Consider the following 15,363-nt stretch of genomic DNA (forward strand, 5'->3'; position numbering starts at 1 on the left):
CGTCAGTCAGGATGGGCTGACACTGCGCGCCCTGCAATACACCGCGGATCCTGCGTCGCATCGCTACGCTCTGGTCATCCACGGTTATACCTCGAATAAAGAAGCGATGCAGACGGAAGCCCGGCATTTTTCCCAGCTGGGCTACACGGTCATCACACCGGATAACCGCGCGCATGGCGAAAGCGACGGATCCTATATCGGGATGGGCTGGCTGGACCGCAAGGACCTTTTACTCTGGATCGATCAGGTTGTAAGCCAGGATCCGGATGCGGAAATCGTATTGTACGGCGTTTCGATGGGCGGGGCGGCCGTAATGATGACCGCAGGGGAAGCCTTGCCTTCCCAAGTCAAAGCGATCATTGAAGACTGCGGTTACACTTCGGTATATGATATGTTTAAAAATCAGCTGGATTACCGCTTCGGCTTGCCAGAATTTCCGTTTCTGGCAACCGCGGATATCATGACCGGGATTCGCGCCGGCTATCACTTCAAAGAAGCGTCAGCTGTAGAACAGCTGAAAAAGGCAGCAGTGCCGATGATGTTCATTCACGGAAGCAACGATACTTATGTGCCGACAGAGATGGTTTATCAGGTCTATGAAGCCTGCCCGACGGAGAAAGAACTGCTGATCATTGAAGGCGCGGCCCACGCGGCCAGCGCGGATGTAGACCCGACATTGTACTGGGATTCAGTCACCACTTTTCTGAACCGGTTTTTAAGTTAATGATGATTCCATCTGTCTGAGCCGCAATGCAAACTGACTCAATAAAAACATGTCTGCTTCAGAATTCTGTTTGCTTTTCTGAAAAGACATGTTTTTTTGTTTGTTTTTTGTACTCTAATTGATCAGTTCAATCCAGATCTTCCCCATTAGACGCAATGACTTTTTTATACCAGTCTGATTGTTCTGCGCATTCCAAGATATAAATATTGAAAAAGGAACGCCGCAGTTTTTTTTGCGAATTGGATTGTATGGGAATGAAGAAATTTCCTTCTTCTCGCTGATGCTTGAGTCATCTAGTAAAATTGACGGAACTGGCTGGCCTGATCCGCCGCCTGCCGCAGTCCTTTGATCATCTCCTGCAGCGAGCGGTCGTCGACATGGAAATCAAAGCGCAGGCGCACCCGCTCGCGCAGCGTTTCAAAGTCAGGCACTTCCCCCGATTGAAGCTGCACGCCCAGATATTCGATCACTTCGTTCATCTGCTTTTCACTTGGCATCCACTGCGCCTGCTTCAGGCAGAACTCTTTTTCATTCTCCGCGATCTCAAAGCCCGCCTTGCAGCGCGAGCACGCGATGCCCCAATGCTTGCCCCAGCGCACGACCGGCACGAAAAATACCGATACCTGCTGCGCCTGCTCAACTAAATAAAAATGGCTCAGTTTTCCACAATGCGGACAAACCCGAACTCCCAGATAAGCTTTTTTGCGATGCCCCGAACCGGCGCCGATCATGATGAACATGGCGTCCCTCCTTATCAGTCCCCAAATCTTTTCATTTTATTGATGGCGATGCTGCTTCTGCCAGGCTTCGATCTGTTCCATCCGCTCCTGAATCCGGCCTTCCCGGCCCTGCCGCGTCGGCACATAATACTTCCGGTTCAGCAAAGCGTCCGGCAGGCATTGCAGCGTCGTTAGTTTTTCCTCGGTATCGTGGGCGTATTGATACCCTTCGCCATAATGCAGCTCCTTCATCAAGGCGGTCGGCGCGTTGCGGATCGCTAACGGCACCGGCTCCGCGAGATGTTCCAGCGCATCCTTCTTCGCCGCTTCATATGCCATATACAAAGCATTGGACTTCGGCGAGAGCGCCATATAAACGACGGCCTGCGTCAGATTGACGCTGCACTCCGGCATTCCGTTGAAATGACATGCCTGATAGGCCGCCACCGCGACCTCCATTGCCCGGCTGTCCGCCATGCCGATATCCTCGCTCGCAAACCGCACGACCCGCCGCGCGATATACAGCGGATCCTCGCCCGCTTCCAGCATCCGTGCCAGCCAGTACACCGATGCCTGGACGTCGCTGTTGCGCATCGACTTGTGCAGAGCGGAGATTAAATTGTAATGCTCCTCCCCTTTTTTATCATACAACAACGATTTGCGGTTGATGCACTGTTCCAGATGCTCTTTGGTCACGACGATATCCTCGCCGTTCTTATCGCCGTTGAGCACAACCATTTCCAAAGTGTTCAGTGCGGTGCGTGCGTCGCCGTTGGCAAAATTGGCGATCATCCACAACAGATCGTCGTTCAGATCCACATGATAATTGCCAAAGCCCCGCGGATCCTTCAGCGCCCGCGCCAACAGCTCCATCAAATCCTCCGTTGCCAGCGCCTGCAGCACAAACACCTTGCACCGGGAAAGCAGAGCGGCGTTGATCTCAAACGACGGATTTTCCGTTGTCGCGCCGATCAGGATGATGCTGCCCTTCTCTACAAAGGGAAGGAAAGCATCCTGCTGAGCCTTATTAAAGCGATGGATTTCATCGACGAACAGAATTGTCTTCTCGCCCATCTGGCGGTTCAGCTCCGCTTTATTCATGACTTCTTTGATTTCCTTAATCCCGCTGGTGACCGCACTGAAATCCACGAAATGCGACTGCGTGCGCTCAGCGATGATCCGGGCCAGCGTCGTTTTGCCCACGCCCGGCGGCCCCCAGAAAATCATCGAGGACACCTGATCCTGTTCGATCAGCTGCCGCAGGATCTTTCCCTCGCCTAAAAGATGTTTCTGACCCGCGACTTCCTCCAGCGTTTTCGGCCGCAGCCGGCTGGCCAGCGGACTGTTCAGATCGCGATCATCAAACAACGATTTCTGTTCCATGAACATCGCCTCCTGCGCTTATTATACAACATTTTCAATCGTTTCCACGCGTGAGTTTGAATTTTATTCAACTTTACAAGTTAGAAGACAATCCGATCCTTTCCCTGACGTTTTCCCTGATACATCCGTTGATCTGCCAGCTCGACTACGGCTTCAAAGTCCGCGCCGATCCTTCCGTAAGTCAGACCAAAGGTCATGGTGACCCGGATCAGATGCCCGTCGTAAGAAAATGGATAACTGCGGATTTTCTCTGCCAGCGTTGCCAGTTTTCTCTCTGCCTCCGCCTGCGGCAGATCCGCCATCAGAATCAGAAACTCCTCGCCGCCCCAGCGGCAGACAAGCGCCGATTCCGTTTCCCGCATCAGCCGGGCAGTCGTTGCCAGCACATAATCGCCGCAGATATGGCCATAGGTATCGTTAACCTGTTTGAAATCATCCAGATCTCCCAATGCCACAGCCATCCATTTCCCCTGACTGGTTCTGAGCTGTTCCTGTAAGCCATACCGGGTCAGCGTCCCGGTCAGACGATCCATGAAGGCCGCTTCCTGCAGCTCTTTGTTCTTGCGCCGCAGCCGGCCCTGCGCCAGCGCCGATGATACGTTGAAGATCGAGGAAGACACAAGAATAATCGTAAAACACATGGCAGCGTTAAACAGGTAAATGCCGTTTACCAGACTGCCGGGAAGCGCTTGCGGCAGCCATATTCCCTGATCCGAGGTCAGCTTCAAAAATGCGAACACGCCGATTTCCAGCAGCGAAAAGAGAAACGGAACCGTGCTGTGGCGATAAGGACAGATATAAATCAGCGAAGCCATCGCGATCAACAACAGCGGCAGGCCGGTTTCCCACCCCAGCGCGTGCGTTCCCACAACAACGAAAACGCAGACTTCCAGGTGAATCAGGGCTACCGCCAGACGATAGCGGCCATAGAATACCAGCACAAGCATCGTCAGATAAAACACTGTGCTGCCAACGTTGTAAAACACCATTTCCGTCATGGTCAGCCAACCGCCCAGCGCGATGTAGAGCACGTGCACAAGCATTCCCAAAAGGATAATCCGCTGATAAACGCGGCGAATCATGCCTTGATTTTCAACTTTATTTTTTGCCATCCCGCCTCCGCTCCTTTCCCCTTTGCCTCCAACCGCAGGCGTTTCCGCTCATACAGCCCGGAAACAATCCGCTTCATGTCCGTCGATAAATCCGGCAGCCTCCAGAAAAGCCTGCACGGTCACCGACCCGAGAAACCGCATCCCCCGTTGTTTCATCTGCTTTGCCAACGTATCCGACCAGACGGTTGTCGCCGGATGCGGACAAGTCCGCAACAGGATCGGTTCCGGCGGCAGAATCGTCTGGATGAAAGCCAGGAACGTTCCATATTCCTGCTGGATCGCCAGAAAGCAGCGGGCGTTGGTGATCGCTGCCTGAAACTTGCCGCGATGCCGGATCAGCCGCGCATTTTGCATCAGGGCATCCAGTCTGGCTGAATCATACGCCGCGATTAAAACCGGATCGAACTGATCCATCGCTGCGCGGAAAGCTTCGCGTTTATGCAGCACGATCTGCCAGGATAAACCGGAATGGAATGATTCCAGAATTAACAATTCAAACAATTCCCGCTCACCGCGGACCGGCTTGCCCCATTCCTCATCATGATAGGTTTTCAACTGAGCGGAGCCGTTTTCCGCCCAGCCGCATCGTTTGTGTTCCATGAGCTTTCCTCACCCGGCAGCTGACGCCCGCCGTTTCTTCATCTTCTTTTATTATATCAGAAATGTTAATTCTGCCTTCTGACAATCGCTGATCTTACTTTCCTGATTCTTTTTTTTCTGAAATTTTGTTCGCCGCGCAAAAAAGGACAGCCGGTTGCGGACTGTCCAGAACTCTTACTTATCGCAGCGGGTCAGCACTGAGGTTACCTGATAGCCATGGTCGTTCAACAGCTTTTTCATCACCTCCGGCGCTACGCCGCGGGCACGGATGACGACGTCAGTCTGCGCGTCTTTGCGATAGACGGCCAGGTTGGTGATCTGCGCCATTTCATCAAAAAACAATCCGGTCAGATCGGCCAGCACGCCCGGTTTGTCTTCGACCGCGATCACATAGCGGCTGCCTTCCTCATAATACCCCAACAGGTCGATAAACGCCTCGAAAATATCGTTCTGTGTGATGATGCCGACGACTTTGCGGCCTTCGGTCACAACCAGACAGCCGATGTCGTGCTGCCGCATCAACACCGCGGCTTCTTCCAGCAGCGCGTCGGAATGAATCGTCACGACGTCTTTGATCATGACAGACTCGACGGTGCTTTTTGCCAGAAGATAATTCAGCTCATAGACCGACAGGCTGGTCGCCTTGCTCGGGGTGTTCTCCGCGATGGTACCCTCGGTGACCAGACCGACTAACTCCTGGCCGGCGACGACCGGAATGCGGTGAAAATCCCGCTCCGCCATCAGATCCAGAGCCGCGCTGATCGAGGTATCCTTACTGATGCAGTAGGGATTGGCTGTCATACGATCTTTCACCAACATAATGTTATCCTCCTAAATAGGCTTTCTTAATGTCTTCGCTGGCGGCTAATTCCGCGCCGGTGCCGCTCAGCACGACGCTGCCGGTTTCCAGTACATACGCCCGGTTGGCAATGCCCAGCGCCATCCTGGCGTTTTGTTCGACGAGCAGGACGGTCGTTCCCTGGGCGTTGATATCCTGAATGATTGAGAAAATTTCCTTGACCAGCAGCGGGGAGAGGCCCATGCTCGGCTCATCCAGAAGCAAAAGCTTCGGTCGGGCCATCAGCGCCCGGCCCATCGCCAGCATCTGCTGCTCGCCGCCCGACAGCGTGCCGGCCAGCTGCTTCATGCGCTCCGCCAGCCGCGGGAAGCGCTGGCATACACTTTCCAGATCACTTTGGATTCCGGCTTTATCCTTGCGCAGATACGCGCCCATCCAGAGGTTTTCCGCAACGCTCATATCGGGGAAAATCCGCCGCCCTTCCGGCACCTGCGTTATGCCTGCCTTAACGATATCGCGGGCATTCTTCTTCGTTATGGACTGGCCGAGAAATTCAATTTCGCCGCCGCTTTTTTTCAACAATCCGCTGATCGCGTGCAGCAGCGTCGTTTTGCCCGCGCCGTTCGCGCCGATTAAAGCCACGATCTCGTTTTCCTTCACTTCCAGGGAAACACCCTTCAAAGCTTGAATTACGCCGTAATGAACGCTTAAATCCGTAATTTTCAGCATCTTAATCCTCCCCCAGATATGCCTCGATGACGCGGCGGTTGTTTGTGATCGCATCCGGCGTCCCATGGGCGATGCACTTGCCGTAGTCCAGCACGTAGATCCGTTCGCAGATCTTCATGACCAGCGACATATCATGTTCGATCAGCACGACCGTTAAATTGAATTGTTCCTTGATCTGATGGATCAGCTCCGTCAGCTCGGTGGTTTCCTGCGGATTCATCCCGGCGGCGGGTTCGTCGAGGAACAGAATCTTCGGCTTCGCCGCCAGTGCCCGGGCAATCTCCAGCTTGCGCTGCTGCCCATACGGCAGATTCTTCGCCAGCGTCGTCTGTTTTTCCGCCAGGCCGACAACTTCCAGCAGTTTCACCGCTTCCTCCAGCACGCGCTGTTCCTCGCGGTAATAGGAAGGCAAACGCAGAATTGTCGCCAAGGTGGAATACTTCACCGACTTGTTCATCGCCAGCTTGACGTTGTCCAGCACGGTCATGTTTTTAAACAGCCGGATATTCTGAAACGTCCGCGCCAGCCCCAGGCCGGTGATCACATACGGCTTTAAGCCGCCGATGCTTTTCATCGTCCCCTCAACATTCAGTTCGATTTTGCCCTCGCTGGGATCATAGACCCCGGTCAGCAGGTTGAACAGCGTCGTTTTGCCCGCGCCGTTAGGTCCGATCAGACCGATCAGCTCGCGTTCCTCAATTTCCAGATTGACGTTGGACACCGCGGCCAGACCACCGAAGTTTTTCGTAAGGCCGCTGACTTTCAAGACCGTCATCCGCGTGCCTCCTTTCGTTTTCCAAACCGCTCAAACAGGCTGGAGAACGTAAATTCTTTCGTGCCCAACAGACCGCTTGGACGGAAGATCATGATCCCGACGAGCATTAAGCCATACAGGATCATCCGGATATCGGAGAACTGCTGCAGGACCGTATTGAGTACGCCGATCACACCGGCCGCAATAAACGAGCCGGTAAAGCTGCCCATGCCGCCGAAGACGACGAGCACGAGAATATCAATCGACTTGTTAAAGGTGAACATCTCCGGTTTGATGACGTAGAACGCCCCGGCATACAGCGCACCGGCCACGCTGGCGATCATCGCGCCCAAGACAAACGCCATGATTTTATACTTCGTCGTATTGATGCCCATCGCTTCCGCCGCAATTTCATCCTCGCGCACGGAGATGCACGCGCGGCCCTGGGCAGACCGGCAGAAGTTCAGGATGATGATCGTGCAGATCACCACTGCCGCAAAGATAACCTGCCAGCTGATCAGTTTCGGCAGGATCAACCCCGCCGCGCCGTTGGTAATCTTCATATTCAAGATAAGGATGCGGATGATTTCGCCGAAGCCCAGTGTGGCAATCGCCAGATAATCCCCGCGCAGGCGCAGCGTCGGAATCGCAACGACTAACGCCACCACGCCGCTGATCACAATGCCGATTCCCATGCCGAGCAGAATCCCGCCCAGACTGGCGGAGAACTGCTTGACCGCAACCCCGGCACAATACGCGCCGATGATCATAAACCCGGCATGGCCAAGCGAGAACTGACCGGTCACGCCGATGATCAGGTTCAGGCTGATCGCCAGAATGATATTGATGCCGATCGTCATCAGTACGGTCAGGTAAACGTTGTTGATCACCCCGGCGCTGATTAACAATGAGATTAAGCCGTAGCTGCCCGCAATCAGAACAAGCCAGCAGGCATTCTTTTTATTCAACAGGTTCTTCATGCGCTTACACCTTTTCCTTTACATTTTTACCGAGCAGCCCGGCCGGTTTGACGACCAGAATGATGATCAGGATGATGTAAACGACGGCATCCTTATATAAAGAACTGCCGTAGCCGCTGACCAGCGTTTCGACAATGCCGATGAAGAAACCGCCGAACATCGCCCCGGGAATAATGCCGATCCCGCCGAAAACCGCGGCGATAAACGCCTTGACGCCCGGAAGCATACCCATCAGCGGATTGATGGAATTATAATACAGACCGACCAGCACGCCGGCCGCCCCGGCTAATGCCGAACCGATCGCAAACGTATAGGAAATCGTCATGTCGACGTTGACGCCCATCAGCCGCGCCGCGTCCGCGTCCACCGACACCGCCCGCATCGCCCGGCCGACCTTCGTCTTGCGCACGATGAATTGAAGCAGAAGCATCAAACCGATCGTCGTCGCGAAGATCGCGATCTGCTGGGTTGTGATCATCACATCGCCGATCATGATCTTCTGATTGGCCAGCACCTGCGGGAAAGTTTTAACGCCGGTGCCCATGACCTTCTGCGTGCTCGCCTCCAGAAAATAGCTGACGCCGATCGCCGTGATCAGCGCCGTAATCCGCGTCGCGTTGCGCAGCGGCTTGTACGCGATCCGTTCGATGACGACGCCGATTAAAGCACAGACCGCCATCGCGGCCACCAGCGCCGGAAAAAAGCTCATGCCTAACTGCGCCGTGCAGATAAATCCGATATACGCCCCCAGCATATAAATATCCCCATGGGCAAAGTTGATCAGTTTAATGATGCCGTACACCATCGTATACCCCAACGCGATCAGGGCATAGATGCTGCCCAGCGACAGCCCGTTGATCAGCTGCTGCAAAAACTGGGTCATAGTCCTCTCCTCCTTTTCTCAATGGGAAAAAATAGGAGAACTGCTTCCCCTATTTCTATCCGTTGTTTGCTTTGCCCGTTAATCCAACTTTGGCGTGACCGCGACCGCGTCCGTCTGAACGCCGTCGACCAGATTGACGACCAGCACCGGTTTGATCGGCGTGTGCGTCGGATCAAAGGTAAACGAACCCGTAACGCCGTCAAAGCTGATCTTTGCCAGCGCCGCCTGCACCGCCGCGCCGTCCGTGGATCCGGCTTCTTCCATGGCCTGGATCAGAACGTTCGTCGCATCATAGGCCAACGCTGCGAACATATTCGGTTCTTCATTATATTCCGCTTTGTACGCGTCGATAAATGCCTGCAGCTTGTCCGAAGCGCCAACCGTCGTGTAAGCGGTCGTGAAATAAACGTCGTTCAGGTTCGTTGCGCCGCCCAGTTCCACCAGCGTTGTGGAATCGAAACCGTCAGAGCCGACCACCGTCTGGTTCAGCCCCATTTCCCGCGCCTGCTTGATGATCAAGCCCGCTTCGTTGTAATAGCCCGGGATATACAGGACGTCGAAGTCCATTCCCTTGATCTTGGTCAGGACGGAGGAGAAATCCGTATCCTTGCTGACATAGTTTTCCTTGCCGACGATCGTTCCGCCCAGCTTGGTAAACTGCTTTTCAAAGGCTTCCGTCAATCCCTTGGCATAATCGGTTGTGGAATCGCCGTAAATGACGGCTTTGGTCTTGCCCAGCGTATCATAAGCATACTGCGCCATCGCCGCGCCCTGATAGGAATCTTCAAAGCAGACGCGGTAAACATAATCATACGGCGCGCTGGACGCATCGTCCGGGTTGGTCAACGTGACGTTATTCTGCGTCGCAGAGGGGGAAAGCACCGGAATCTTCGCGTCGTTTAAAATCTGATAGGAAGCCGCGCTGGCACCTGAGGTTGCCGGACCAACAACGCCCGCCACGCCGTCGTTAACCAGCTGCGCCGCTAAGGTTACCGCTTCTGTTGGATCCGATTTATCATCATATTTGACATAGCCATATTTTTCACTCCCGGCTGCCGCGTTGGCCTGCTTAATCGCCAACAATGAGCCGTTGAGTTCCGCTTTGCCATAATCCGCCACTTCGCCGGTCAGTTCATAGTGCAGACCAATCTTCACAGCCCCCGCTGTATCTGTACTACCCGCTTCCGGTGTTGTTGTACCGCTGTTTCCGGATCCGGAATTTCCGCATCCGCTCATGGAAGCCGCCATCATCAAGGCAACGGCGCCCATGAATACTTTCTTCATCGTATTCATCATTTCATCTCCCGTTTCTTTCTAAAACCGCCTGGTAAAAGGTTATAGTGGTTTTATTATAGCGCCGGCCCGGTCTGATTACAACCTCTTTTTTCATTTTTACAATTTGTTTTCATGAAAGTATTTTCAGTTTTGTTAAGAATTTGAATCTTTTTTCTTTTTCTACTTCCGACTTCCTCCTTATCGCTTATAATGAAGAAAAGGGAAGGAGTGAATTTCGATGATTCCGGATATACAATTAATAAGGAAGGAATTAATCCTGCGGAAAGAATCCGAGGCGTTACAAAAAGAAGTTGAAACTTTACGGACCGAACTGTTGGCCGCTGAATATGAGGCAGATCATGCTTCCAGCTGGTTTACGGCGAAAAAGAAACAAGCTTTGATCCAGAAACGGGATATCGTACAAAATCAGTTAACACTTAAAGAAGAAAAGCTATTGCACTTTTCCATCGCTTCGCTGCGCTGCCTTGCCGACCAATGTCAACTATTGAACGATAAACATCATTCCACAACTTCTAAGAGACTGGCGGAAATTCTCAATTTCGCTGTCAGAACCGAGCTTTATCTCACAGCGTTAACTGAACTGGACAATGCTTTGAACGAATGTTTTGTGGAACAGATCAATGTCCGCGATCAGGCTGCCATCACGAATAAAACGATTAATCTGTCGCCAGTGCTGCCGCTTCTGCCGGGTTTTCTCGATCATGACGCGCGCTACCGGAATCAACTGCACGAGTTCAATCAGAAATCATTACTGTCTCAGCCTCTGCGTCTGCGCCGCCTGGATTTTACGCGGCTGTCAGCAATGGATAAACAGAGCGAGCTGCGTTTTTTCGGCAAACAGTGCCAGCCTTTAAAAGCAGACCTGCAAACCATTCTGCGAAAGCTGGAAGACCAGGCGATTTGTTTCACTTCCGAACTAGCAAAAAACTTGGAGTCCTGTTCAAAATGCGCTGGATCCCAGAATTAAATTTCAGCATACGCCGCCGGGATTAAGGTTATCCGGGCCTGTCCTTCGCCGCTTTTCTCATATTTTCAATACGATTTGAGCTATCCAGATTCTTGTCAAAAATCAGAAGTCTTGGTATAATATCTGGGTATGCGCGTGTGGCGAAATTGGTAGACGCACCAGACTTAGGATCTGGCGGTTCATCCATGGGGGTTCGAGTCCCTTCACGCGCACCAGATATGAAAAAAGGGCTGTAACGTCAAGAAAAATTCTGAAAGTTACAGCCTTTTGATTTGCAAAGAGGCTTTTTCCGCATCAACTAAAGATAGTAATCAAGTTGCCATTCATAAATCCATTTGTTTCTATTTTATTTTTTAACTAAAGAATCAATAACCAGTTTATTTAAAAAGAATTATTTTTTGACTTATTTGTTAAAGAGGAACAATAAAAATTTTGCTCACCTTAAACTTGAAGTTCCATTCTATCAATGTCCTATATTCAAGACCTTTACTAAAACTCATTTCCAGTTTCAAATATCATTAAAGATGCAAGAGTCCGCCTGATTTTCCTGATTTCTCCCTATCCTTATTTAAGTACTTTTGACTTTTATCACCTATTGCTCTGCTGAAGAAACTTTACAACATAATATCAAGATAATACAATTACAAAAAGGGAGTTGGAGGAATTTCTATGGCCAGGCGAAAAAATATCACCAAAAAAAAACAAAATTATTTTTTCTTTTTGTTTTATTTAGTTTTCTAATTTATTATCTTACTTCATCACCTGTAGATGTAGCAAAGCATATTGAAATTCGAGTATATGACGAAGGAATCACTGCAATATTTGATTATAGACTGCCTATTACTTATAAAAATTTTAGTTATAACGATACAAATTTTAATTATGGCGGCAGTACCATCTATGTAATTAGATTAGAAAATGCAAAACAAAACTTTGATATCAACAAATTTAATATCTCCTATTCTGAAAATTTTTATTCATTGAAGCGCCATCAACGTTTCTACAATTCTAAATCATATAAAATTAATTATCAAGATCAATCATTTAAGGACTATCTCCATTACACAGGAATTAGAGTGCCTTATGATAATATGAATAGAGCTAATCCCTAATTAATAACTTATGCGAAACACAAAATTCAATTTTAGATCAGCAGCGGAAGCAGCGGATTTTTCATAATTTGAATATCGGTTTTCTCATCTGACAACCAGGACAAAAGAAACCGACTGCGCAGCGTTTTGCACCCGCCTTTTTATTGCTGGAGATCAGCGAAGAATTCGAAAATCTGTTTCTTTCCGAACTTCTTTACAGGATCTCCTGTACATTGACGATCTCCCTGTCCCATCCTGTTTGTTGGAATTTCCCAGGAAATAAATTTGATCGTTTCCAGCTTGAAATTCCTACCCGGGAGCGTATAATACTTAAATGACTTAAGGGGGAACTTTTTACTGTGAAAAAATCTTACGCCGTGGATATGGTCAACGGTCCACTGTTGAGCCGCATCCTCATCTACGCCTTTCCTTTGATTTTGTCCGGCGTCCTGCAGCTGTTATTTAATGCTGCGGATATCGTTGTCGTCGGAAAATTCACCGGCAGCCACGCTCTGGCCGCCGTCGGCTCCACCAGCGCTTTGATCAATCTGTTAGTCAATTTATTCATCGGGATATCCATCGGCACCAACGTCATGGTCGCCCGCTATTGCGGAGCACGGGACTGGCAAAACTGCGAGGACACCGTGCATACCTCGATCGCCATTTCCATCATCGGCGGCATTCTGATGATCTTTGTCGGCGTTTTGTTCGCCCGGCCGTTATTGGAATTAATGGGTACGCCAGCCGACGTCATCACGCACTCCGTGCTGTATATGCGGATCTATTTTCTCGGCATGCCGGCGTTTATGATCTATAACTTCGGCGCGGCGATTCTGCGTGCAATCGGCGATACCAAACGGCCGCTGTACTTCCTGACGATTGCCGGCGTTGTCAACGTCATCTTCAATTTGTTTTTTGTCGTTGTCTTCAACATGGGCGTCGCCGGGGTCGCGATTGCGACGGTAATCTCGCAGGCGATCTCTGCGGTTTTAATCCTGATGTGTCTGTTGAAAATGGACGGCATGTGTCAGCTGCATAAAGAAAAGATCAAGCTGCACGGCGCGAAAGTGAAGGAAATGCTGCGGATCGGCATTCCGGCCGGTTTGCAGGGAATTGTATTCAGCATTTCCAACGTGCTGATCCAGTCGTCGGTCAACTCCTTCGGCTCCATCGTCATGGCCGGCAACACCGCCGCCAGCAATATCGAGGGCTTCGTCTATACCGCAATGAACGCGATCTATCAGACCTCGTTAAGCTTCACCAGTCAGAATCTGGGCGCCGGCAATACCGCGCGGATTAAGAAAATTCTGTGGTGCTGCCTGGGCATTGTCACGGTGATCGGGCTTGTGCTGGGCCAGGGGGCATACCTGCTTGGCCGGCCGCTGCTTTCGATTTACTCCTCCGATCCGGCCGTCGTCGATTTCGGTCTGGTCCGGCTTTCGATCGTCAGCGCTTCCTATTTCCTGTGCGGTTTGATGGACGTCTGCTGCGGAAGCATTCGCGGTTTAGGCTATTCGATCATGCCGATGCTTGTGTCGCTGACCGGAGCGTGCGCCTTCCGCGTGCTGTGGATTTTTACGATTTTCCAGGTTGAACATACGCTGTTCAGTCTGTATATCTCCTATCCGATTTCGTGGATTCTGACGTTTGCGGTGCATATTCTCTGCTTCGTTTACGCTTACCGCAAATTGATGAAATCGAAGCTGGATCTTCAATCCGCCGAAGCCTGAGGCATGCCCCTGAGCTGATGATTGAACCCGCTTTCGATCCGGCGCTTCCAAAAATTTTCATGATTTGATCACGATCTTAGACTACACAATTTTCAAAATGTGTGGTCTTTTCTTTTCCGGCGAATCATCTTTTTATTTTTTTCCAAAAGAAGACTTTACTTGACACGAGGTTCACGGTAAAGTAGTAGCGTCTGGTTTTTCTTAATGAGATGTACTGACATCATAAACTAGAAGAATCAGAGTTAAAAATAAGTGGGGGACTTGGTTATGAAAACAATCATTACAACTGAAAGCTGTTCCGACATCCCGGCTTCCATGCTGGAAAAATTAAATGTTCCCATGGTGCCTTTCAGCGTCAACTTCCCGGACCGGACAGTCCTTGACGGCGAACTTCCAATTCAGGAAATTTACGACTTTTACGAATCCACACGGCAGATCCCGAAAACATGCGCGGTCAGTCCGTATCAATACAGTGAGTTCTTCAATCGACTGCTGGAAGATCCGGAAGTGGAAATCGTCCACATCGGGTATTCCTCGGCATGCTCGTGTTCTTTCCAGAACGCCCTGATCAGCCTGCAGGACTGCGACGAATCGCGCATTCATTTAGTCGACTGCCTGAACGTTTCCGGCGGGTTCGGCTTGTTGACGCTCAAAGCAGTGGAGCTGCATACGCGCAATCCGCAATGGAGCGCCGCGGAGCTGGCGGAGGAAGTTCGCAAATGGGTGCCGCGGATCAAGACATTGTTCATTCCGGAAAAGCTCGATTTCCTGGCGGCCGGCGGCCGCGTCAGCAACGCTGCAGCGCTGGGTGCTTCCCTGCTGCGGATTAAGCCGCGCATCGACATCCTCAAGGGCGAGCTGATCAACACGAAGAAGTATTACGGTACGATGAAAAAAGCGGCGTCCCAGATGGTGGAGGATTTCCTCAGCGAAGAACCGCTGGACCGCACGATGGCGCTGATCATCTATGCCAAAGGCGCCGACCCGGATTTGTTGGAACGGCTGCGTCAGCGCGTGCTGAACGACGGTTTCCAGGAAGTGCTGGTGTTTGAGCTGGGCGCGGTGATGACCGTGCACGGCGGCAAGGGTGCGATGGGCATTACCGGATTCCGCAGCGAAGCGGCAAACTAAAGATCGCCCTGCATTCGCAGAGAATGGCAGACGAAGGGGCAGATGTACCGATGGTTCCAATCCTTGCGGACAGTTTGTTTTCCGATATGCCTGGATCTGCCTCTTACAATATAAACAACACGATTCTTATCCGGCGGACAAAGCTTCCAAAGCAATCGCCTTTACGACCGAACGTCAACGTTCGGTTTTTTTGACAACGTCCGCTGAACCCTTCCTTTCGTCTTCCGGTTGTTTCCTTTTTGACCTGTATTTTACTTTATACCCTGAAATTATCGAATTTAATTAAAATTATTGATCATTTTCCGATCAATTTTCATTCTACGGATTTCCACGATCCGTTTACCGGAATTAAGCTTTTATTCCTTATAAATTGCAGTATAATAAAAGTAACATCCTTTGTGTCCGGTAAGACTGAATCGGGCAAACGCCGCGCAGGCACCCGATTGATGGAAGAAAGCGGTATTG

At 51.0% G+C, this 15,363-nt stretch carries 14 protein-coding genes and 1 tRNA gene; 5 read left to right on the forward strand and 10 right to left on the reverse strand.

Annotation, left to right across the window (positions count from 1 at the left end; all coding sequences use genetic code 11):
- Positions 1–724: alpha/beta hydrolase (locus AC5OW4_RS02070; RefSeq protein WP_493676587.1), on the forward strand; the 724-nt coding region annotated here is incomplete at its 5' end.
- Between the two features lie 293 nt (positions 725–1,017).
- Here the strand turns inward: AC5OW4_RS02070 and AC5OW4_RS02075 are convergent.
- From AC5OW4_RS02075 to AC5OW4_RS02120, 10 genes are all read right to left on the reverse strand, one after another.
- Positions 1,018–1,464, reverse strand: a complete 447-nt coding sequence (locus AC5OW4_RS02075) for a zinc ribbon domain-containing protein (RefSeq protein ID WP_072683843.1) — start codon at positions 1,462–1,464, stop codon at positions 1,018–1,020.
- 36 nt (positions 1,465–1,500) lie between these two features.
- A complete protein-coding gene (locus AC5OW4_RS02080; RefSeq protein WP_493676588.1) occupies positions 1,501–2,826 on the reverse strand; it encodes a replication-associated recombination protein A in 1,326 nt (441 codons plus the stop codon).
- A gap of 80 nt (positions 2,827–2,906) precedes the next feature.
- Entirely contained in the window at positions 2,907–3,938 is a 1,032-nt protein-coding gene (locus AC5OW4_RS02085) for a GGDEF domain-containing protein (protein ID WP_493676589.1), read from the reverse strand.
- A gap of 48 nt (positions 3,939–3,986) precedes the next feature.
- Positions 3,987–4,538: a DNA-3-methyladenine glycosylase I gene (locus AC5OW4_RS02090; RefSeq protein ID WP_493676590.1), complete on the reverse strand. Its 552-nt coding sequence runs from the start codon at positions 4,536–4,538 to the stop codon at positions 3,987–3,989.
- 174 nt (positions 4,539–4,712) lie between these two features.
- Complete coding sequence (locus AC5OW4_RS02095; RefSeq protein ID WP_493676591.1) at positions 4,713–5,357, reverse strand: CBS and ACT domain-containing protein; 645 nt, start codon at positions 5,355–5,357, stop codon at positions 4,713–4,715.
- A 4-nt stretch (positions 5,358–5,361) separates the two neighbouring features.
- Positions 5,362–6,066 (reverse strand): ABC transporter ATP-binding protein, encoded by a 705-nt coding sequence (locus tag AC5OW4_RS02100; RefSeq protein ID WP_493676592.1) that lies wholly within the window; start codon positions 6,064–6,066, stop codon positions 5,362–5,364.
- Position 6,067: 1 nt separating this feature from the next.
- Positions 6,068–6,841 carry an ABC transporter ATP-binding protein gene (locus tag AC5OW4_RS02105; protein WP_493676593.1) on the reverse strand — a complete coding sequence of 258 codons (774 nt, stop codon included), beginning with the start codon at positions 6,839–6,841 and terminating at the stop codon, positions 6,068–6,070.
- Positions 6,838–7,800 carry a branched-chain amino acid ABC transporter permease gene (locus AC5OW4_RS02110; protein ID WP_493676594.1) on the reverse strand — a complete coding sequence of 321 codons (963 nt, stop codon included), beginning with the start codon at positions 7,798–7,800 and terminating at the stop codon, positions 6,838–6,840. Before AC5OW4_RS02110 ends, AC5OW4_RS02105 begins: the two co-directional genes overlap by 4 nt.
- Before the next feature lie 4 nt (positions 7,801–7,804).
- Positions 7,805–8,683 carry a branched-chain amino acid ABC transporter permease gene (locus AC5OW4_RS02115; RefSeq protein ID WP_493676595.1) on the reverse strand — a complete coding sequence of 293 codons (879 nt, stop codon included), beginning with the start codon at positions 8,681–8,683 and terminating at the stop codon, positions 7,805–7,807.
- A 78-nt stretch (positions 8,684–8,761) separates the two neighbouring features.
- Entirely contained in the window at positions 8,762–9,976 is a 1,215-nt protein-coding gene (locus AC5OW4_RS02120) for an ABC transporter substrate-binding protein (RefSeq protein ID WP_229100680.1), read from the reverse strand.
- Between the two features lie 379 nt (positions 9,977–10,355).
- Here AC5OW4_RS02120 and AC5OW4_RS02125 point away from each other — a divergent pair, with 379 nt between their 5' ends.
- The 4 genes from AC5OW4_RS02125 (at position 10,356) to AC5OW4_RS02140 (ending at position 14,898) form a co-directional block, all read left to right on the forward strand.
- Positions 10,356–10,946, forward strand: coding sequence for a hypothetical protein (locus AC5OW4_RS02125; protein WP_308559632.1), 591 nt, complete (start codon positions 10,356–10,358; stop codon positions 10,944–10,946).
- A 131-nt stretch (positions 10,947–11,077) separates the two neighbouring features.
- Positions 11,078–11,161: transfer RNA gene (locus AC5OW4_RS02130), tRNA-Leu, on the forward strand.
- 1,235 nt (positions 11,162–12,396) lie between these two features.
- Complete coding sequence (locus AC5OW4_RS02135) at positions 12,397–13,767, forward strand: MATE family efflux transporter (protein WP_072683854.1); 1,371 nt, start codon at positions 12,397–12,399, stop codon at positions 13,765–13,767.
- 267 nt (positions 13,768–14,034) lie between these two features.
- Complete coding sequence (locus tag AC5OW4_RS02140; protein WP_072683855.1) at positions 14,035–14,898, forward strand: DegV family protein; 864 nt, start codon at positions 14,035–14,037, stop codon at positions 14,896–14,898.
- Positions 14,899–15,363 lie beyond the last annotated feature (465 nt).

Source organism: Holdemania sp. (assembly GCF_986127675.1).

Coding starts and splice junctions, on each gene's coding strand:
- AC5OW4_RS02075 (WP_072683843.1), bottom strand. CDS start 1,464: ATGTTCATCATGATCGGCGCCGGTTCGGGGCATCGCAAAAAAGCTTAT.
- AC5OW4_RS02080 (WP_493676588.1), bottom strand. CDS start 2,826: ATGGAACAGAAATCGTTGTTTGATGATCGCGATCTGAACAGTCCGCTG.
- AC5OW4_RS02085 (WP_493676589.1), bottom strand. CDS start 3,938: ATGGCAAAAAATAAAGTTGAAAATCAAGGCATGATTCGCCGCGTTTAT.
- AC5OW4_RS02090 (WP_493676590.1), bottom strand. CDS start 4,538: ATGGAACACAAACGATGCGGCTGGGCGGAAAACGGCTCCGCTCAGTTG.
- AC5OW4_RS02095 (WP_493676591.1), bottom strand. CDS start 5,357: ATGTTGGTGAAAGATCGTATGACAGCCAATCCCTACTGCATCAGTAAG.
- AC5OW4_RS02100 (WP_493676592.1), bottom strand. CDS start 6,066: ATGCTGAAAATTACGGATTTAAGCGTTCATTACGGCGTAATTCAAGCT.
- AC5OW4_RS02105 (WP_493676593.1), bottom strand. CDS start 6,841: ATGACGGTCTTGAAAGTCAGCGGCCTTACGAAAAACTTCGGTGGTCTG.
- AC5OW4_RS02110 (WP_493676594.1), bottom strand. CDS start 7,800: ATGAAGAACCTGTTGAATAAAAAGAATGCCTGCTGGCTTGTTCTGATT.
- AC5OW4_RS02115 (WP_493676595.1), bottom strand. CDS start 8,683: ATGACCCAGTTTTTGCAGCAGCTGATCAACGGGCTGTCGCTGGGCAGC.
- AC5OW4_RS02120 (WP_229100680.1), bottom strand. CDS start 9,976: ATGAATACGATGAAGAAAGTATTCATGGGCGCCGTTGCCTTGATGATG.
- AC5OW4_RS02140 (WP_072683855.1), top strand. CDS start 14,035: ATGAAAACAATCATTACAACTGAAAGCTGTTCCGACATCCCGGCTTCC.